This window comes from Dactylosporangium sp. NPDC005572 (genome assembly GCF_040605515.1).
In the GTDB taxonomy this organism is placed as follows: Bacteria; Actinomycetota; Actinomycetes; order Mycobacteriales; family Micromonosporaceae; genus Dactylosporangium.
The window spans coordinates 18,314-36,564 of the sequence record NZ_JBEXCY010000066.1 but is presented as its reverse complement, the minus strand read 5'-3'; the positions used below and the strand labels follow the sequence as shown (position 1 = coordinate 36,564).

17 protein-coding genes are annotated in these 18,251 nt (G+C 72.5%); 11 read left to right on the top strand and 6 right to left on the bottom strand.

From position 1 onward, the window contains the following. Positions 1 to 71 precede the first annotated feature (71 nt). Entirely contained in the window at positions 72 to 512 is a 441-nt protein-coding gene (locus ABZS66_RS28400; RefSeq protein WP_354762814.1) for a universal stress protein, read from the top strand. An 81-nt stretch (positions 513 to 593) separates the two neighbouring features. Here ABZS66_RS28400 and ABZS66_RS28395 read toward each other — a convergent pair whose 3' ends face one another. Then, positions 594 to 2,084: an MFS transporter gene (locus ABZS66_RS28395; protein ID WP_354762812.1), complete on the bottom strand. Its 1,491-nt coding sequence runs from the start codon at positions 2,082 to 2,084 to the stop codon at positions 594 to 596. Between the two features lie 333 nt (positions 2,085 to 2,417). Here ABZS66_RS28395 and ABZS66_RS28390 point away from each other — a divergent pair, with 333 nt between their 5' ends. From ABZS66_RS28390 to ABZS66_RS28375, 4 genes are all read left to right on the top strand, one after another. Further along, the gene (locus tag ABZS66_RS28390; protein WP_354762844.1) at positions 2,418 to 4,124 is read left to right on the top strand and encodes a discoidin domain-containing protein; all 1,707 of its coding nucleotides are present in this window, start codon (positions 2,418 to 2,420) and stop codon (positions 4,122 to 4,124) included. 22 nt (positions 4,125 to 4,146) lie between these two features. Further along, positions 4,147 to 5,568, top strand: coding sequence for a hypothetical protein (locus ABZS66_RS28385; protein ID WP_354762810.1), 1,422 nt, complete (start codon positions 4,147 to 4,149; stop codon positions 5,566 to 5,568). Between the two features lie 100 nt (positions 5,569 to 5,668). Continuing rightward, a complete protein-coding gene (locus ABZS66_RS28380) occupies positions 5,669 to 6,091 on the top strand; it encodes a MarR family transcriptional regulator (RefSeq protein WP_354762808.1) in 423 nt (140 codons plus the stop codon). After that, positions 6,088 to 7,746, top strand: a complete 1,659-nt coding sequence (locus ABZS66_RS28375) for an MFS transporter (RefSeq protein ID WP_354762806.1) — start codon at positions 6,088 to 6,090, stop codon at positions 7,744 to 7,746. Before ABZS66_RS28380 ends, ABZS66_RS28375 begins: the two co-directional genes overlap by 4 nt. Here the strand turns inward: ABZS66_RS28375 and ABZS66_RS28370 are convergent. Genes ABZS66_RS28370 through ABZS66_RS28360 form a run of 3 tightly spaced genes read right to left on the bottom strand, consistent with a single transcriptional unit; the run spans position 7,741 to position 9,840 of the window. After that, positions 7,741 to 8,775 (bottom strand): LLM class flavin-dependent oxidoreductase, encoded by a 1,035-nt coding sequence (locus ABZS66_RS28370; protein ID WP_354762804.1) that lies wholly within the window; start codon positions 8,773 to 8,775, stop codon positions 7,741 to 7,743. The genes ABZS66_RS28375 and ABZS66_RS28370 overlap by 6 nt on opposite strands. Before the next feature lie 10 nt (positions 8,776 to 8,785). Beyond that, complete coding sequence (locus tag ABZS66_RS28365; RefSeq protein WP_354762802.1) at positions 8,786 to 9,400, bottom strand: NAD(P)-binding domain-containing protein; 615 nt, start codon at positions 9,398 to 9,400, stop codon at positions 8,786 to 8,788. Next, positions 9,397 to 9,840 (bottom strand): MarR family transcriptional regulator, encoded by a 444-nt coding sequence (locus ABZS66_RS28360; RefSeq protein WP_354762800.1) that lies wholly within the window; start codon positions 9,838 to 9,840, stop codon positions 9,397 to 9,399. The genes ABZS66_RS28365 and ABZS66_RS28360 overlap by 4 nt, the downstream gene beginning before the upstream one ends. 248 nt (positions 9,841 to 10,088) lie before the next feature. Here ABZS66_RS28360 and ABZS66_RS28355 point away from each other — a divergent pair, with 248 nt between their 5' ends. From ABZS66_RS28355 to ABZS66_RS28345, 3 genes are all read left to right on the top strand, one after another. Continuing rightward, entirely contained in the window at positions 10,089 to 10,910 is an 822-nt protein-coding gene (locus ABZS66_RS28355; protein ID WP_354762797.1) for a CPBP family intramembrane glutamic endopeptidase, read from the top strand. Between the two features lie 169 nt (positions 10,911 to 11,079). Then, positions 11,080 to 12,477, top strand: coding sequence for a histidine kinase (locus tag ABZS66_RS28350; protein WP_354762795.1), 1,398 nt, complete (start codon positions 11,080 to 11,082; stop codon positions 12,475 to 12,477). Next, a complete protein-coding gene (locus ABZS66_RS28345; protein ID WP_354762793.1) occupies positions 12,474 to 13,175 on the top strand; it encodes a response regulator transcription factor in 702 nt (233 codons plus the stop codon). The genes ABZS66_RS28350 and ABZS66_RS28345 overlap by 4 nt, the downstream gene beginning before the upstream one ends. Here the strand turns inward: ABZS66_RS28345 and ABZS66_RS28340 are convergent. Together ABZS66_RS28340 and pth2 are read right to left on the bottom strand one after the other, a co-directional pair. Further along, a complete protein-coding gene (locus ABZS66_RS28340; RefSeq protein ID WP_354762791.1) occupies positions 13,172 to 13,600 on the bottom strand; it encodes an STAS domain-containing protein in 429 nt (142 codons plus the stop codon). The genes ABZS66_RS28345 and ABZS66_RS28340 overlap by 4 nt on opposite strands. Positions 13,601 to 13,885: 285 nt before the next feature. After that, on the bottom strand, positions 13,886 to 14,233 hold the full coding sequence (gene pth2, locus ABZS66_RS28335) for a peptidyl-tRNA hydrolase Pth2 (RefSeq protein WP_354762789.1): 348 nt from the start codon (positions 14,231 to 14,233) through the stop codon (positions 13,886 to 13,888). 167 nt (positions 14,234 to 14,400) lie between these two features. Here pth2 and ABZS66_RS28330 point away from each other — a divergent pair, with 167 nt between their 5' ends. The 3 genes from ABZS66_RS28330 to ABZS66_RS28320 all read left to right on the top strand — a co-directional run bounded on the left by ABZS66_RS28330 (position 14,401) and on the right by ABZS66_RS28320 (position 18,090). After that, positions 14,401 to 16,614 (top strand): choice-of-anchor J domain-containing protein, encoded by a 2,214-nt coding sequence (locus ABZS66_RS28330; RefSeq protein WP_354762787.1) that lies wholly within the window; start codon positions 14,401 to 14,403, stop codon positions 16,612 to 16,614. A 229-nt stretch (positions 16,615 to 16,843) separates the two neighbouring features. After that, the gene (locus ABZS66_RS28325) at positions 16,844 to 17,686 is read left to right on the top strand and encodes an AraC family transcriptional regulator (RefSeq protein ID WP_354762785.1); all 843 of its coding nucleotides are present in this window, start codon (positions 16,844 to 16,846) and stop codon (positions 17,684 to 17,686) included. Beyond that, positions 17,683 to 18,090 carry a VOC family protein gene (locus ABZS66_RS28320; protein ID WP_354762783.1) on the top strand — a complete coding sequence of 136 codons (408 nt, stop codon included), beginning with the start codon at positions 17,683 to 17,685 and terminating at the stop codon, positions 18,088 to 18,090. Before ABZS66_RS28325 ends, ABZS66_RS28320 begins: the two co-directional genes overlap by 4 nt. Positions 18,091 to 18,251: the final 161 nt, after the last annotated feature.

Here is an 18,251-nt window from a genome sequence, read left to right as displayed (position 1 = left end):
TCCTCATGCCGGGCGCCCGGTTCGGGCCGCCCTGACTCGTGGCCCGCCGGCGCGTGCGGCATGCTGTTGCCGTGAGTTTCGAGCTGGGCACCGACGGCCCCAAGGTCATCGTCGTCGGTGTCGATGGTTCGGACACGTCGATGCGCGCCGGCGCGTACGCGGCCGGCCTCGCCCGCCGCCAGCGCGCACGGCTGGTCGTGGTGTACGTGACCGGCGTCCCCGCCGCAAGCCGCCTCGTCGCCGAGGCCGCCGGGGCGGTCGAGCAGGCGGCGGCGGAGGCGACCGAGGACATGCGCCGCCAGGTCGAGCAGGGTGCCCTGCACGCCGGCGTGAACGCGGAGTTCATCGCGGTGCGCGGCGACCCGTACCAGGAGATCGTCCGCGTCGCCGGCGAACTGCGCGCGGACGCGGTGGTCGTCGGCTCGTCGCGCCACTTCGGCCACCGCTTCGTGGGCTCCCTGGCCGTCCGGCTGGTGAAGGCCGGCCGCTGGCCGGTGACCGTGGTCCCGTAAGGCCCGCGCTCCCGGCCCGCCTACTCCTGGACCGCACAGTTCCTGGCCCCGCGCTCGCGAGCGTTGTCTGTGGTCCAGAGATCAGCCGGTCGAGCGTGGGCGGGTCGTCACGGCGGACAGTGGCGTCGCGACGTGTTCCAGGGACTTTCCCTCGGCGTCGACGCCGATGACCGCTTCGACGACGCCGCCGATGATCATCACGAGGGCGCCGATGAGGTACCCGATGAACAGTTTTCCCGGGTCCTCGCCCTCGCCGATCAGCCAGCCGTAGAAGATCGGGCCGATCGCGCCGAAGCACTGCGCGATGGCGAAGAACACCGCGATCGCCTGGGCCCGGACCTCGAGGGGGAAGATCTCGCTGACGGTCAGGTACGCCGAGCTGGCGCCCGCCGACGCGAAGAAGAAGATCACGCACCACGCGAGGGTCTGGGTGAACGCGGTCAGCATGCCCGCGTCGAACATCCACGCCGAGATCGCCAGCAGCACGCCGGAGAGGATGTACGTGCCGGCGATCATCTTGCGCCGGCCGACCGTGTCGAACAGGTGCCCGAGCACCAGCGGCCCGGCCAGGTTGCCCAGCGCGAACGCGATCAGATAGATGGGCGTCTTCTCCGCGTCGACGTGGTAGAACTTCGACAGCACCAGCGTGTACGTGAAGAAGATCGCGTTGTACAGGAACGACTGCGTGATCATGAGCGTGGCGCTCAGCGCCGAGCGTGACGGGTAGTGCGAGAAGAGGACCCGCAGCAGCGACAGGTACCCGTGCGAGCGCGTCGGCCGGACCTCGATCGCCTGCGACTCGTCGACGGGCGCGAGGGTCTGCCCGGAGCGCTCGACGTCACGCTCGATCAACGCGATGCTCTCCTCCGCCTCGGCCTCCCGGCCGTGCATGATCAGCCAGCGGGGACTCTCCGGCAGGTGCCGGCGCAGGCGCCAGATGAGCAGGCCGATGATCGGGCCGATGAGGAAGCCCAGCCGCCAGGAGATGTTCAGCGAGATGTGGTTGAGCAGCACGTACGTGCCCAGCGTGCCGATGATCGCGCCGCCCCAGTAGGTGCCGTTCACGCCGATGTCGACGCGCCCCCGGTACCTCGCCGGCATCATCTCGTCGATCGCCGAGTTGATGGCGGCGTACTCGCCGCCGATGCCGGCGCCGGCGATGAACCTGGTGAGGTACAGGAAGATCAGGCCGAATGTGTCGCTGCCCCAGGTCAGCGCGGTCAGCGCGTTGCCCGCCAGGTAGACGCCGAGCGTCACGATGAACAGGTTCTTGCGCCCGAGCGCGTCGGAGAGGCGGCCGAAGAACAGCGCGCCGAACACCTCGCCGAGCAGGTACACGGTGGCGATCGCGCCGACCTGCGTGCTGCTCAGGCCCAGTGTCTCCTGCTTGTTGAGCACGGCGCCGACGGCGCTCGCGATGGTGATCTCGAGGCCGTCGAGGACCCAGGCGGTCCCGAGGGCGAGCACCATCCTCGTGTGGAACGGCGCCCAGGTCAGCCGGTCGATCCGCGCGGGGATGAGACTGCGGATGATGCCGCCGGCCGGCGCCGGGGCGGACGGTGTGCCGGACAAAGGGGCACCTCCCTGGGTACCGGAGCTCTCGGTAACGCCCTTCCCCCCATCGGTGCGCTTCAAAACGTGCGCACTCTTGACGGCCTGACCGACGTCGATAGAGTGAACGACTGAGAGAGCGCTCTCTTGCACCCGCCCGAGACCACCGCCCGCCAGCACCGGTCCCCGCCCGAACCGGCGCGTCCCAACCGGCGCGGCGGCGGTCGACGACGCCCCAACCCACGTCAGGGAGCAGCGCCGATGCCCATGATCTTCAGATCGTCCGAACCCTCACCACCCCGTCGCCGCCGGCGCTTGATCGTGAGCGCGCTCTCCGGAGCGGTCGTCGCGGCCGTGCTGGCCGGCTACGCGGCGTTCACCGTCGGCGTCGCCAACGCCGCCGGCGCGCTGCTGTCGCAGGGCAGGCCGGCCACCGCCTCGTCGAGCGAGAACGCGGCGACGAACCCCGGCTACGCCTTCGACGGCGACCCCGGCACCCGCTGGTCGAGCGCGTTCAGCGACCCGCAGTGGATCCAGGTCGACCTGGGCCAGACCGCCACGATCGACCAGGTGATCCTCCAGTGGGAGGCGGCCTACGGCCGGTCCTTCCAGATCCAGACGTCGGCCGACGGCTCGACCTGGACGACCATCTACAACACCACCACCGGCACCGGCGGCACGCAGACGCTCGCGGTGTCCGGCAGCGGCCGCTACGTGCGGATGTACGGCACCGCGCGGGGCACCGCCTACGGCTACTCGCTGTGGGAGTTCCAGATCTTCGGCTCGTTCGGCGGTACCACCGGCTGCGGCACCGCCAACGCGGCGCAGGGCCGGCCCGCCACCGCGTCGTCGACCGAGAACGCCGCCTCGCCGGCCTCGGCCGCGTTCGACGGCAACACCGGCACCCGCTGGTCGAGCGCGTTCAGCGACCCGCAGTGGGTCCAGGTCGACCTGGGCTCGACGGTGTCGATCTGCGGCGTGACGCTGACCTGGGAGGCCGCGTACGCACGGTCGTTCCAGATCCAGACGTCGACCAACGGCTCGACCTGGACGACCGTCTACACCACGACGACCGGCACCGGCGGCACGCAGGCGCTGACCGTCACCGGCTCCGGCCGCTACGTGCGGATGTACGGCACGGTCCGGGGCACCGCCTACGGCTACTCGCTGTGGGAGTTCGCGGTGCGCATCACCGGCACCCAGCAGCCCACGAGCAACCCGCCGACGAGCAACCCGCCGCCGGACCAGTTCTGGGGCGACACGTCGAACATCCCGAACCCGGCGAACGTGGTCATGCTGAAGATCCTCAACCGGACCAACGGCCGCTACCCGGACAGCCAGGTGTACTGGAGCTACAACGGCCAGGTGCACTCGATCGCCGAGCAGCCGTACTTCGACATGCCCGCCAACACGGCCGGCCGGATGTACTTCTACGTCGGCAGCCCGAACAGCCAGTACTACGACTTCATCGAGTTCACGGTGGGCCCGGCGGTCTTCAACGGCAACACGACGCGGGTCGACGCGTTCGGCCTGAAGCTCGCCATGCGCCTGCACGCCCGCGACGGCTACGACGTGGCGGTCGGCGAGGACGCCGCGACCTTCGCGGAGAGCCGGGAGGCGACCTTCGCCAAGTTCATCGCGGAGGTACCGCAGGAGTTCAAGGTCCTGGCCCAGTCCCAGGCCCCGTACCGGATCATCGCGCCGGGCAGCGACCCGACGTTCCGCGCGGGCGGGGTGAACGCGAACTACTTCACCGCGTACGCGCAGCAGTACGGCATCAACGCCCCGACGTCGGACGTCTTCGGCTGCGCGGGCGTCCTGGCCAACGACCCGGCCAACTGCGCCGCGCTCAACCGGCACGTGCGGCAGCTGCCGCAGTCGCAGTGGTCGACGCCGAGCCTGTTCTACCAGGCGGCGCCGGCGAACTACTACTCGAAGTTCTGGCACGACCACGCCATCAACAAGCTCTCCTACGGTTTCCCGTACGACGACTACGCGGAGCAGTCCTCGTTCGTCTCGCACGGCAACCCGCAGTGGCTGCTGGTCGCGGTCGGCTTCTGATCCCGTCCCTATGCTGGGCGCCGTGACGCGCTCGGCACCGCGAGGGCTGGCGAGGAACCCTTCGGCAACCGCCGAGGTTCTTCGCCGGCTCCTGCGGACCCACCCCGATGCGGCCTGCGAGGGGCTGCGCGACCGGGCCGACCTGCCCCGGCCGGTGCAGGAGGCGATGGCCGCGCACCCCGCACCGGCCGTCCGCATGGCCCTCGCCCGGCACCCCCTCGCGGACCCGGACCTGCGGGCCCGGCTCCTGGACGATCCCGACTGGCGGGTACGGATCCGCGCCTTCGGCCGCCGCGGCCAGCGCCCGCTGCCCGACGCGGCCGTGACCCGGGTGCTGACCGAGCTGCCCCGATGGGCGCCCGCCACCCGGGCGACGGCGGACGAGCTGCTGGCCGAGTTCTTCGAGGCCAACGCGTACAGCGGCCAGCCGCTGCGGCTGGCCGCCGCCCACCCCGACCCGTGGGTGCGACGGTACGCGGCCGGCTTCGCGGGCCGCCGCGACGAGCTGCGCACGCTGCTGGGCGACCCGGACCCGTCCGTCCGTGAGGCGGCCGCGCACGCGGTCGCCGAGGACGCGCGGGTCATGCAGCCGGCCGATCTCCCGGCCCAGCACTGCCACGCGTTCTGGATGGTCCTGCACCGGCCGCTGTCGCCGGCGCTGGTCGCGCAGCTCCTGGCCGGCGACGACATCGAGGCGCTGACCGTGCTCGCCGCGAGCCCGAGCCTCTCGCCGCAGGACGTGGAGCGGCTGGTCCGCCACCCCGCCCCGGAGGTCCGGCGGACGACGGCCGGGCGCGAGGACCTGACCGGCGCGCAGGTGCGGCTGCTGGCCGCCGATCCGGACATCTCGGTACGGACGGCGGTGTCCGTGCATCCGGACCTCACCGAGGAGGAGCGGGCGCGCATCGAGATCGACCCCGGCCCGCCCGGCGGTGGCGGTGGGGTGCCCGAGCTTGCCGACGCGCTGCGGTGGGCGGGGTCGGTCAACCCGTTGCTGCGCCGCCGCGCGGCCCGCCGGCCCGACCTCCCGGCGCAGCTCGTCGCCGCCCTGGCCGGGGACGAGGACCCCGGCGTGCGGCTGAACCTCGCCCGGCACCACCCGGCCGCCCCGCCGGCACTGCTGTTGCGCTGCTTCCTGGAGTACCACGGCCGCGACACGCTGCCCGGGCTGCCCGGATTCCCGCGCGCGGGCCTGGCCCGGTTCGCCGGCCACCCGGACCCGGCGGTGCGGCGGCTGGTCGCCCTCGACCTGGACGCCGACCCGCGGACCGTCGACCGGCTCACCACCGACCCCGACGCCGGCGTCCGCCGGGCGATGGCGAGCTGCCCCCGCCTGCCGGTGGCCCGGATCGAGGCGCTGCTCACCGACCCCGACCTGGCCGGGGACGCGGCGGCCAACCCGTCCCTGCCGCTCGGCCGGATGCTGGACCTGACCGAGGCTTAAGGCCGGTTTCATCACTGAGGCCGGGCTGCGGCGGGCCTCAGTGATGAAACAGGCCTTAGCTCATATCGTCAACCTGGGTTTATCAGTCTAGGTTGAAGATATGGGGATCGAACGCGTCGCCGCCGACCTGCAGGTGGCGGTCGGGCGGCTGGTCCGCCGGCTCCGGCAGACCCACGTGCCGGGCCAGCTGACGCTGTCCGAGGCGTCCGTGCTGTCGCGCCTCGACCGGGACGGGCCGGCGCCGCCCGGCGAGCTGGCGGCCGGCGACCGCGTGCGGCCGCAGGCGATGGGCGCCACGCTCCAGGCCCTCGAACAGCGCGGCCTGGTCTCCCGCTCGCCCGACCCGACCGACGGCCGCCGCGTGCTCATGGCGATCACCGCCGAGGGCCTCCGCCTGCTCACCGACCGCCGCAGCCTCAAGACCCACGCCCTTGCCGACGCCCTGACCCGCCTCTCCGCGGAGGAGCGCGCCCAGATCGCCGCGGCCACCCGGCTCCTCGAACGCCTGGCGGACGAGCTGTGAGCGCCCCCGACCGGTACAAGTGGGTCGCGCTGTCGAACACCACGCTCGGGATGCTCATGGCGGCGATCGACGGGTCGATCGTCATCATCTCGCTGCCGGCCATCTTCCGCGGCATCGGGCTGGACCCGCTCGCGCCCGGCAACATCGGCTACCTGCTCTGGATGATCATGGGGTACCTCCTGGTCACGGCCGTGCTGGTGGTCGCGCTCGGGCGGCTGGGCGACATGTTCGGCCGCGTCCGGATGTACAACCTCGGCTTCCTCGTCTTCACGATCGCCTCCATCGCGCTGTCGGTCGACCCGTTCCGGGCCGGCGCCGGCGCGCTGTGGCTCATCGCCTGGCGGATCGTGCAGGCGACCGGCGGGGCCATGCTCATGGCCAACTCGGCGGCGATCCTCACCGACGCGTTCCCGGCCCGGCAGCGCGGCATGGCGCTCGGCGTCAACCAGATCACCGCGCTCGCCGGGCAGTTCCTCGGGCTGCTGCTCGGCGGGGTCCTCGCCGTGATCGACTGGCGGGCCGTGTTCTGGGTCAGCGTGCCCGTCGGCGTCGCCGGCACCATCTGGTCGTACCGCAGCCTGCGCGAGGTCGGCGAGCGCCGGCGCGCGCCGGTCGACTGGGCCGGCAACCTCACGTTCGCGCTGGGAACGGCGGCGATCCTGGTGTCGATGACGTACGGCATCCAGCCGCACGGCGGCCACCCCACCGGCTGGACCGCGCCGCGCGTCGTCGCCGGCCTCGCGACCGGCGTGGCACTGCTGGTCGCGTTCGTGGTCATCGAGTCCCGATCCGCCGAGCCGATGTTCCGCCTGGCCCTGTTCCGGGTGCGGGCGTTCGCCGCCGGCAACCTCGCGGCGCTGCTCATCGCGATCGCCCGCGGCGGCCTGCAGTTCATGCTCATCATCTGGCTGCAGGGCATCTGGCTGCCGCTGCATGGCTACGCCTTCGAGGACACCCCGCTGTGGGCCGGCATCTTCATGCTCCCGCTGACCGCCGGTTTCCTGGTCGCCGGACCGCTGTCGGGCTGGCTCTCCGACCGCTTCGGCGCCCGGCTCTTCGCGACGACCGGCCTGCTGCTGGTGGCCGCGGGCTTCGCCGGCCTGCTGCTCATCCCGGTGAACTTCACCTATCCGGCATTCGCCGCGCTGCTCTTCGTCAGCGGCCTGGGCCAGGGGATGTTCTCGGCCCCGAACACGTCCTCGGTGATGAGCAGCGTCCCGCCGGCCCAGCGGGGCGTCGCGTCCGGCATGCGGGCGACGTTCCAGAACGCCGGGACGTCGCTGTCGATCGGCGTGTTCTTCTCGCTCATGGTCGCCGGCCTGGCCCGCTCGCTGCCGGGCACGCTGACGTCGGGCCTGACCGCGCAGGGCGTTCCGCCCGGCGTCGCCGCCGACGTGGCGTCGCTGCCGCCGGTGAGCACGCTGTTCGCGGCGTTCCTCGGCAGCAACCCGGTCGAGCACCTGCTCGGCCCGTCCGGGGCACTGACCGCGCTGCCCACCGGCGGCCGGGCCGTGCTGACCGGGCGGGAGTTCTTCCCGTCGCTCATCGCGGCGCCGTTCCACCAGGGCCTGGTCGTGGTCTTCACCGCCGCGACGGCGATGACGCTGCTGGCGGCGGCCGCGTCGTTCGCCCGCGGCCGCCGCCTCGCGTCATGAGAGCAGCTCACGCACCCGCGGGATCACCTGGGTGCCGTAGAGCTCGATGTTCGTCATGAGCGCCTTGTGGGAGAGGCCTCCCATCCCGTACTTCAGGTCGAAGCGCGTGGCGTCGAGCTTCCGCAGGTTCGCCGCGATCTTCTGGGCGACCGTTTCCGGCGCGCCGACGTAGAGGGCGCCGTGCGGGCCGATCTCGTGGCGGAACGACGCCTCGGTCGGGATCGCGAAGCCGCGGGTGCGGCTCACCTTCGTGATGACGTCGCGGTACCGCGGCCAGAACTCCTCGGCGGCCTGCTCGTCGGTGACCGCGACGTGCCCCGGCGAGTGCACGCCGATCGGCCGTTGCGGCTGCTCCAGCTGCTCCAGCGCGTGGCGGTACAGCTGGGAGAACGGGGCGAACCGGGCCGGGGAGCCGCCGATGATCGCCAGCATGAGCGAGTAGCCGTACCGCGCGGCGCGCACCACCGACTGCGGGCTGCCGCCGACGCCGATCCAGGCCGGGAACGGCCCGTGCTCGAGGTGCGGCACCACGTCCTGCTCGTGCAGCGCCGCCCGGGTCTCGCCGCGCCACGTCACCGGACCGCCCTTCAGCAGCTCGGCGAACAGCTCGACCTTCTCCTCGAACAGCTGCTCGTAGTCGGAGAGCTCGTATCCGAACAGCGGGAACGAGTCGATGCTCGACCCGCGCCCGAGGATGACCTCCGCGCGGTTGCCCGACAGTGCGTTGAGCGTGCTGTACCGCTGGAAGACCCGCACGGGATCGTCGGAGCTCAGCACGGTCACGGCGGACCCGAGCCGGATCCGGCCGGTCCGCGCGGCGATGGCGGCGAGCACCACGTCGCCGGCCGAGAGCGGGAAGTCGTCGGTGTGGTGCTCGCCGATGCCGAAGAAGTCGACGCCGGTCTCGTCCGCGAGCACGCCCTGCTCGACGAGGTCGCGGATGGTCTGGGCGTGGCTGACGGGCCGGTCGTCGCCGTCGTGGGTGACGTCGCCGAACGTGTCCAGCCCGAGGGTGAGTCGCTCGTTCATGGTTGCTGTCCTATGCCTTCGTACTGACTGCTTCGGTGAAATCCGCCCGGCGCAGCGCGGCGCCGAAGACCGGGCCGCCGGGCTCCAGCAGGCGCCCGGCGCCGAGCGGGTACAGCGCGACCGGGTCGAACCCCATACGGCCGACCACCTCGGAAACGGCGTTCACGGCGGCGGGATCGTTTCCCGCGACGCCGAGGGCCAGCCGGTCCGGGTCGCCGTTCTCGTCGAGCTGGTGATACCCGAGGTGGTTGAACGTCTTGACGACGACCGCCCCGGGCAGCTCGCGCTGGACCAGCTCGCTGCTGCCGGACTCCGGGAGGTCCAGCACCCCGTCGACCGGCGGCCAGTAGTTCATCGCGTCGACCACCAGCCGGCCGGAGAGCGCTGTCCCGTGCCGTTGCGCGAACCCGGCGAACCGGTGCAGCGGGAACGCGAGCACCACCAGGTCGGCGTCCTCGATGGCGTCGGCCGCCCAGCGGGCCTCGGCCCCCGGCGCCAGCACCTGGGCGATGAGCTCGATCCGCGCGGGGTCGCCGGAGCCGGCGATGCTCACCCGGTATCCACCGGCGACCGCGAGCCGGGCCAGCACCGGCCCGACGTGCCCGGCCCCGAGCACGGCGATCATGCTTCCCCCTTGAGATGCTGCCGGAGATCGCGCAGGATGCCGGCGAGCGCGTCGATCTGCTGCGCGGACAGCGCGTCGGCGAACTGCTCCCGCACGGCCCGCAGGTGCGGCGCGGTCGCCGCCCGGAACCGCCGCGCCCCCTCCTCGGTGAGCACGACCTCCGCCCCGCGGCTGTCGGTGGCACACTCGTCGCGCCGGATGAGCTCGCGCCGCTCCATGCGCGCGAGATGGTGCGACAGCCGGCTGCGTTCCCAGTCGACGGCGTCGGCCAGCTCCGACGAGCGCAGCCGCCGCTGGTCGGCCTCGCTGAGCGCGAGCAGCACCTGGTAGTCGGCCGGCGACAGCCCGGTCTCCCGCAGCAGCCGGGCCCCGAGCACCCGCCGCAGGTCGTTGGTGGTGTCCATGAGCGCCCGCCACACAACGAGCTGCTCAGACGTCATCCGCCTGTTCACGCGGCCCCCTCCGTCTCCCTCCGTGATTGACGCGTCAACCATACCGCGCTGATTGACGCGTCAACCACCGCCGGTCGGTGAGCTGCGGCACGCCCGTCCCTGGTGCGAGCCACGTGTCCCCCGAGCGAGCTACACGCGAATGTCCACTCAGCGGTGACGCGCTGGGGAGGCCGACGGCCATAGCGTCGATGGCGACAGCGCGGCGGCTGGCCGCGCATCGACGGAGGGAAGCGACCATGCAACGGATCGGCCTGCGCCTGCTGGGGCTGCTCGTCGTGTTCGGGATCGTGCTCGTGGTCTCGGCCCTGCTGAACTCGGCGGCGTCCGGCAACCCGGTCACCGCCCTGCTCGTCGGGGGCCTGACGGCGACGGGCGGGATCCTCCTGTACCGCCTGCTCGTCCGCCGCCTCGAACACCGCGAGGCCGACGAGGTCTCCCCGGCCACCCTGCTGCCCGGGGTCCTGCGCGGGACGGCCGCCGGAATCGCCCTGTTCACGGTGACCATCGCGCTGATCGCCGCCGTGGGCGGCTACCGCATCACCGGCTGGGGCTCGCTCTCCGCGGCGATCGCCACGCTGGGCACGATGATCGGCGCCGCGGTGGCCGAGGAGCTGCTGTTCCGCGCCGTGCTGTTCCGCATCCTCCAGGACTGGGCCGGCACCGCGGTGGCGTTGACGGTCTCCGGCGCCCTGTTCGGCGCCCTGCACCTGTTCAACCCGGCCGCCACGCTGTGGGGCGCACTGGCGATCGCCGCCGAGGCGGGCGTGATGCTGGGCGCGGCCTACACGGCAACCCGTTCCCTGTGGCTCCCGATCGGCCTGCACCTGGGCTGGAACTTCGCCGAGTCGGGCCTGTTCGGCACCGTGGTCTCCGGCACGACAGGGACCCACGGCCTGCTCCGCAGCGTGACGGAGGGCCCGGCGGTGCTGAGCGGCGGCGCCTTCGGCCCGGAAGGGAGCATCTTCGCGATCCTCGTGGGCGGCGTGACGGCCGCGGTCCTCCTGCGCCACGCCCACACCCACGGCCGCATCGTCCCGACCAGACGGACCGCACGATGAGCGCCCGACCCGTTCCCGGGCGCCCGACCCACTCCCGGGCGCCCGGTCCGGCAACCTCGCCCGGCGAAGGCCGGGCCCGCCGACGGGCCCGCCGATGAGTGCGTGGTCGGCGCGGCCCCGTGACCGGGCGGCGGTGGGCCGGACGGGCGGGGCGGGCTACGCTGCGGGCGTGTTGCGCCTGCCGCCCCCGGGCCGCCGTATGGCCGCGGCCCTGTCCTGGTGGCGCTCCCGCAGCACGGTGGTGCGCGACGGTCCGCTCGGGATCGCGCTGGCCCTGGTGGCGTTCGTGCCGCCGCTCGCCGCGAGCGGCACCCGCCTCGGCGAGCTCCCCCACCGGCCCGCCGACGCACTCGCGGTGGCCGCCGTCCTCGCCCAGACGCTGCCCCTCGCCGGGCGCCGGCGGTGGCCGGCGGCCTGCCTGGCGGTCGTGGCGGCCGGGTTCACGGTGCAGGAACTGCGCGGGTACGCCACCTTCGCCGGCGCCGGCCTGCTCGTCGCGATCTTCAGCGCCGGCGCCCACCAGGAGCGGCTCCGGCGCACGGCCGCCACCGCGGCGGGCGCCGCCTACGTGGCGCTCGCCGTCGCCCTGCACGCCGCCGGCTCGGCGAACCGGGTCCAGGACTACGTCCTGTTCTTCGCGTTCCTGGCCGTGGGCTGGCTGGGCGGCGCCTGGCTGCGCGGGGCACGCGCCGCCGAGGCCGAGCGCGGCCGGATCACCGCGGCCGCCGCCCGGACGCAGGAGCGGGCCCGGATCGCGCGCGAGCTGCACGACGTGATCACCCACCACGTGACCGCGATGGTCGTCCAGGCCGACGCCGCCCAGTACCTCACCGCGAAGCCCGACAGGCTGGCGGGAAACCTCACCGCGATCAGCACCACGGGCCGCAGCGCCCTCGGCGAGCTCCGCGACCTCCTCGGCGTCCTGGACCCCGACCGCGTCGCCCACCGATCCCCGGACCGATCCCCGGAACAGGATGCCCTCCAGGACCCGGACCGGGGCACGGAACGGATTGCCCGCCGGGACCCGGAACGATCCACGGAACGGGTTGCCCGCCGGGACGCGGACCGCGGCGGCGGTCGCGGCACGGGCACAGATCCGGAGCCGGTCGCGCCGCGCGGGCAGCTGCCCTCACTGGCCACGCTCGGCGAGCTGGTGGCACGGATCCGGGCCGCGGGGCAGCCGGTCGAGCTCGTCGAGGACGGCGACCCGGGTGGCCTGGGCGGCGGCCGGGAGATGGCCGCGTACCGGGTGGTGCAGGAGGCGCTGACCAACGCGCTGAAGTACGCCGCCGGGCACCCCACGGTGGTCCGCCTCGAGCATCGCCCGGACGGCCTGCGCATCCGCGTCACCACCGCCGGGAACTCCTCGGTTCGGCCGGGCCAGCCGGGCGAGCGGGGCCAGCCGGGCCAGCCGAACGGACCGGGTGAGGCGGTCGGCGGGAGCGGGCGGGGGCTGGCCGGGCTGCGGGAACGGGTCGAGGTGTTCGGTGGCGAGCTGTCCGCCGGGGCCGCCCCCGGCGGCGGGTTCGTCGTCGACGCCCGCATCCCGGCCGGGGAGGTCGCGTGATCCGGGTGCTCGTCTGTGACGACCAGGTCCTCGTGCGCAGCGGGTTCGTCACCATCCTCGACGCGCAGCCGGACATCGAGGTCGTGGGAGAGGCCGGCGACGGGCTCGCCGCGGTCGAGCTGGCGCTCCAGGTGCGGCCCGACGTCGTCGTGATGGACATCCGGATGCCGGGGCTCGACGGGATCGAGGCGACCCGGCGGCTCGCCGGGCCCGGTATGGCGGAGCCGGTCAGGACGCTCGTCGTCACGACGTTCAACCTCGACGAGTACGTCTACCAGGCCCTCCGCGCCGGGGCCAGCGGCTTCCTGCTCAAGGACGCCACCCCGCAGCAGCTCGTCGCCGGGGTGCGGACCGTCGCCGCCGGGGACGCGTTGCTCGCGCCGGCGGTGACCCGGCGGCTCATCGGGCGGTACGGCAGCCGGGTGCGGCCCACCGGTCCGCCGGACGCCGCCGGGGCCAGGGCCGGGGCCGCGACCAGGTCCGGGCTCGCGCCGCGTGAGCTGGAGGTGCTGCGGCTCATCGCGGCCGGGCGGTCCAACGCCGAGATCGCCGCCGCGCTCGTGCTCAGCGGCGAGACCGTGAAGACGTACGTCTCGCGGATCCTGGCGAAGCTCGGGCTGCGCGACCGCGTCCAGGCCGTCGTGTACGCGTACCGCAACGGCCTGGCGGACGAAACGGACGAAACTGGCTTAAGCTAGGCGCTGCGGCGCCGGTCGGAGGAGTTCACCGGCCACGGGGTCGTTGTCGACTGGCCGGGCTCCGGGTCCTTCACGAGTTCGCGGGCGTCGCGGGCGACCGCGGCGTCCAGGGTGCGGTAGGTCGGGATGGTCGTGAGGGTGCCGCCCTCACGGAGCGTGTGCACGACCTGCGCGTTCGGCGCGGCGAGGACCAGCGAGCCGCCCTGTTCGACGGCGATGCCGGCGGTCACCCGCAGCATCATGACCCCCGTGCAGTCGATCACCGGGACCGCCGCCAGGTTGACGACGATCCGCGGTTCGGGCCGCAGCAGCAACTGGGACAGCGCCGTCTCCAGCTGCATGGCGCTCGCCGCGACCAATGCCCCGTGACAGGTCAGCACCGTAGCGGCCGCGAGCCGTTCCACCGCGAGAGTCAGGGCTGCCATGCTTGTGACCCTACGGAACCTCGTGACCGTCCGTGAACCTCTGTCCAGGCGGGAACACCGGCCGTCCGGCCAAGGGCCGCCAGACCGGTCGGCGCGGTACCCGGTCCACCGCGCGGGTGTATTCAGTGTGCGATTCCACCCGGTACGCAACCGGATGGCGTCTTCAGACGTCTCTCCTTTCCCGGGTGTACCGCCGTTCGGTCACCCGCCGGACACGCACCGTCGACGGAGGCGGCGGCGGTGGGTCCGCAGAAGTACTGACGGACAGCGGGCGGACAGCGGGCGCTACAGCAGCGACAGCGTGCCTGTGACCCGGTCCACGTCGGCGACGTCCGCCGGGCCGACGGCGCAGCAGGTGGGAGTGCCGGCGGCCACCTGGGTGCGTCCGGCGTCCTGAATCAGCTGTACCGGCAGACCCTCGGCCTCGGCATCGGCACACACCTGCCGCAGGGCGTCCTCGCCGCTGACCCGCAGCACCACCTTGGGCTGCCCCTCGCGCAGCCAGGTGCGGAACCCGGGCGTGGACAGGGTGCCCAGCGCGGCGGCGACCGCGGCGTGGGCGACCTGTGCGGCGATCTTGCCCTTCCCCATGTCGAGGTCGGTCCGCACGACGAGGACGAGCTTGGTCGGCACGTGCCGCAGCCTACCGCTCGCGGTACGCCCTCGATTGCACCCTTGGTTCTTCAATGCGACCCCGGCCTATGTTGATCGCGGCGATAGTGTGCGTTGTCAATTTCATCCCGAGCACGGCGTGCCCGCGGCACAACCTGTTTCTGGGCACGTCGTCGTAAGGAGGCTCCATGGTGCGGAAACGCCTGGTCACGATCGCGGTCGCCGTCCTCGCCGCACCGGTGCTCATCGCACTGCCGGTGTCACCGGCGGCTGCGGCACCGGCGAAGGCGCCCGCGGCGCCAGGTGCGAGCAAGACGTCCGACACGCGGCACCTGACCCGCACCCAGTTCACGCTGGACGGCAAGCTGGTCGACCCGTCGAAGATGGCCAAGCCGGCGCGTGCCCGCGCGCTGGCCGCGGCGGAGACCCCGCCGGTCGGCACGGTCCGTCAGTGGCTGGGTTCGGACGATTTCCAGGGCCGGCTCTACCGCAAGAACTACGTTCTGCGCGGCGCCGGCGAGCACATCGAGGTCTGGGTCGCGGTCGACACCTCGTTCCCGGCGGGCGACTGCCGCAACGCGGTGCCGAACACCACCACGATCACGGACGCCCAGGTGGCGAACTTCATCCACGAGTTCGACACCAACATGTACCCCAAGGAGACGGCGGCGTTCTCCACCCCGCCGGACCGTGACGGCAGCAACGCGCTGCTCGGCCCGGACGCCAACGGCAACGGCGGCGTCTACACCGGCGGTGGCAACAAGACGGTGACGCTGGTCGACAACGTCCGGGACGACAACTACTACGACTTCCCGGCCAACACGACCTACATCGCCGGTTTCTTCTCGTCGCAGTTCAACGAGCTGTTCGACCGTAACGTCATGACGATCGACGCGTACGACTGGGAGCACCGTACCGGTGCGAACCCGGCGGACGCGCCGTCGAGTGACCTGTGCGTCAGCCGCCCGGCCCGGCCGCGCCTCTACGAGGGCACGTTCGCGCACGAGTGGCAGCACCTGCTGCAGTACTACACCGACCCGAACGAGTCGACGTGGGTCAACGAGGGTCTGAGCGACTTCGCCCAGACGCTCACCGGCTACGTCGACGGCACGCTGACGGTCAACGACAAGGGCGGCGACAGCCACCTGTACTGCTTCCAGGGTTACGGACCCGTGCAGACTCCGTACAACCCCAACCCACGCGACTGTGGTGGTGCCCAGAACTCGCTCAACCTCTGGGGTGAGGGCGGTACCGGCGCCGGGGTGCTTGCCGACTACGGCAACGCCTACGAGCTGATGCTGTACCTCTACGACCGCTTCGGTCAGGACATCATCGAGCGGCTGCACCGCGACGGTGAGCACCAGGGCATCGCCAGCCTCGACGCCGAGGTGAAGGCCGAGGGCGTCAAGGGTGGCGCTTACGAGGTCCTGCGTGACTACCAGTCGATGGTGCTGCTGGACAAGATCGTCGGCGACTCCAAGTGGGGGATCGTCCTCGGCGCGGACAAGAAGAAGGTGACCTCGAAGAGCCTGCGCTCGACGGTGAACCTCGCGAACCCGCAGTCCTACAGCGTGCCCGGGGCGGCGCCGAACGGTGCCGACTACGTACTGCTGCAGAAGAACGGCCAGGCCCTGAAGGGCAAGGACCTGCGGTCCTTGAAGTTCTCCGGTGCCGCCACGCTGCCGGCCCTGCCGCTGGCGTGGACGCTGGTGAACAACGACCCGGATCGGGCCGGCAACTCGGTGCTGTTCTCCGGCAACGCGAACAACACCGACGCCGCCGCGGTCATCCCGGTGACCGTGCCCGCCGCCAACCCGACGCTGTCCTTCCTCGCGAAGTACGGCGCCGAGCTCGGTTACGACTACGGCTACGTCCAGGTCTCGACCGACGGTGGCACGACCTACACCTCGATCCCCGGTGACCGGACCGTCGACGCGCCGCTCGGCCCCGGCCTGAACGGCACGACGACCGGTTTCGAGTCGCACAGCTACGACCTGTCGGCGTACGCGGGCCAGCAGATCCTGCTGTCCTTCCGGTACGTCAGCGATGGTGGCGTCAACGAGGGCGGTCTGCTCCTCGACGACATCACCCTCGGCGGCGCCGTGCTGAGCGACGGGTCCAGCCTGGCCCCGTTCGACTCGCCCACCGAGATCAAGCCGGTGTCGGTCAAGAACTGGAACCTCAAGCTCGTCGGCATCGACGAGAAGAACTCGCTCGCCTGGCAGTTCGAGTTCAACGGCCAGCGCAACGTGTCGCTGAACTGGATCCAGCTGGCGCTGCTGGCGCTGTTCCCGAAGGTCGTGGCGATCGTCGCCTACGACGAGCCGACGGAGCAGGTCCAGCAGTACGCGCCGTACACCCTGACGGTGAACGGCGTCGTCCAGCCGGGCGGCGCTTCCTGAGGTTGTGATTCTGGCGCCGGGCGTCCGCGTTTCGCGGACGCCCGGCGTCGCCGTTTCCGCCCGCTCCCCTCGCCCCTGCCCCTCATCTCCGTTCCCTCTCTCCAGCTGTCTCTCCCGTTCCCTCTCTCCCCTCGTTCTTTCTCCCGCTTTCTCCCGCTCCTGCTCTCTCCCGCTCCTGCTCTCTCCCGCTTCGCCCGGCGTTGGCGTTTCCGGGCGTTAGGGTGGTGGGGTGAGCGGCGAGCACGTGTCGTGGCGGCCGGCTCCCGAGGTGCGGGCGTTCGCCGGGGCCTACAGCGGCTACCGGCAGGACGGGCCGCCTGGGGAGCACCGCGGGCTGCCCTCGCCGTACATCACCGTCGTCGTCACGATCGACGAGCCGCTGCACGTCGCGGCGCACCCCGACCCGCGCACGCCCCCGGCCTCGTACGAGTCGCTGGTGGGCGGGCTGCACACGGTACCGGCGATGATCAAACACGACGGGCGCGGGTCCGGCATCCAGATCGCCCTGTCGCCGCTCGGGGCCCGCGCCGTGCTCGGCCTGCCGGCGGGCGAGCTCGCCGGCGCCGACGTCGACGGCGCGGACGTGCTCGGCGGCTTCGTCGCCGAGCTGCGGGAACGGGTGGCCGCGACGCCGACGTGGGTGGACCGGTTCCGGATCGTCGACGAGATGCTGGCCCGCCGGGTGAACCCGGCCGCGCTGCCCGCCCCCGAGGTCCGCCACGCGTGGCGCCGCCTGTGCGCCCCGGACGGCCCGGTCGCATTGTCCGAGCTCACCCGGGAGATCGGGTGGAGTCAGCGGTACCTCAGCCGCCGCTTCGGCGTCGAGATCGGCCTGGCCCCGAAGGTGGCGTCCAGGGTGGCTCGCTTCGACCGCGCCCGTCGCCTGCTGATCGCCCACCGCGGCGCGTACGGCCTGGCCGCCCTGGCCGCCGACTGCGGCTACTACGACCAGGCACACCTGACGCGGGAGTTCACGGCGCTGGCGGGCCTGCCGCCGGCCCGCTGGTGGGCCGCGGAGTTCCGAAACGTCCAAGCCGCGGAGGACCTGACCCCGGCAGACTCGCGGGTATGACGACGGACAAGACACCACCGCCGCAGGTGTGGCCCACCCTGCGCGCCAAGGACGCCCCGGCCCTCATCCGCTTCCTGGTCGACGCGTTCGGCTTCGAGGAGACGGCGGTCTACGGCAAGGACGGCGTGGTGGATCACGCCCAGCTGTCCTGGCCCCTGGGCGGCGGCGTGATGCTGGGCAGCGACCGCGACGGGGGCTACTGGAAACAGACTCCGGGCACCTTCGGCGCCTACGTGGTCTGCGACGCCCCGGACGCGCTGTACGCGAGGGCAAAGGCAGCAGGCGCCGAGATCATCGACGACCTGACGGAGACGGACTACGGCTCAAGGGGCTTCGCGGCCCGCGACCCAGAGGGCAACCTGTGGTCCTTCGGCACGTACCGAGGCGAGCCCCGCGAGTCCTGACCACCCCACCGGCCGTCAGCTCAGCACACGGCCGAGGCGTGGGGCCCGAGCACGGACGAGACCGCGCGGGCGCCCGGAGCGAGCGCCGGGAAGCGAACGCGGGCACGGGAAGCGAACGCGGGCACGGGAAGCGAACGCGGGCACGGGAAGCGAACGCGGGC

Bases quoted from the DNA above. Each gene is read 5' to 3' on its own strand.
- ABZS66_RS28340 (WP_354762791.1), bottom strand. From the start codon at position 13,600: ATGGCAGCCCTGACTCTCGCGGTGGAACGGCTCGCGGCCGCTACGGTG.
- ABZS66_RS28380 (WP_354762808.1), top strand. From the start codon at position 5,669: ATGGGGATCGAACGCGTCGCCGCCGACCTGCAGGTGGCGGTCGGGCGG.
- ABZS66_RS28360 (WP_354762800.1), bottom strand. From the start codon at position 9,840: ATGACGTCTGAGCAGCTCGTTGTGTGGCGGGCGCTCATGGACACCACC.
- ABZS66_RS28365 (WP_354762802.1), bottom strand. From the start codon at position 9,400: ATGATCGCCGTGCTCGGGGCCGGGCACGTCGGGCCGGTGCTGGCCCGG.
- ABZS66_RS28320 (WP_354762783.1), top strand. From the start codon at position 17,683: ATGACGACGGACAAGACACCACCGCCGCAGGTGTGGCCCACCCTGCGC.
- ABZS66_RS28370 (WP_354762804.1), bottom strand. From the start codon at position 8,775: ATGAACGAGCGACTCACCCTCGGGCTGGACACGTTCGGCGACGTCACC.
- ABZS66_RS28330 (WP_354762787.1), top strand. From the start codon at position 14,401: ATGGTGCGGAAACGCCTGGTCACGATCGCGGTCGCCGTCCTCGCCGCA.
- ABZS66_RS28355 (WP_354762797.1), top strand. From the start codon at position 10,089: ATGCAACGGATCGGCCTGCGCCTGCTGGGGCTGCTCGTCGTGTTCGGG.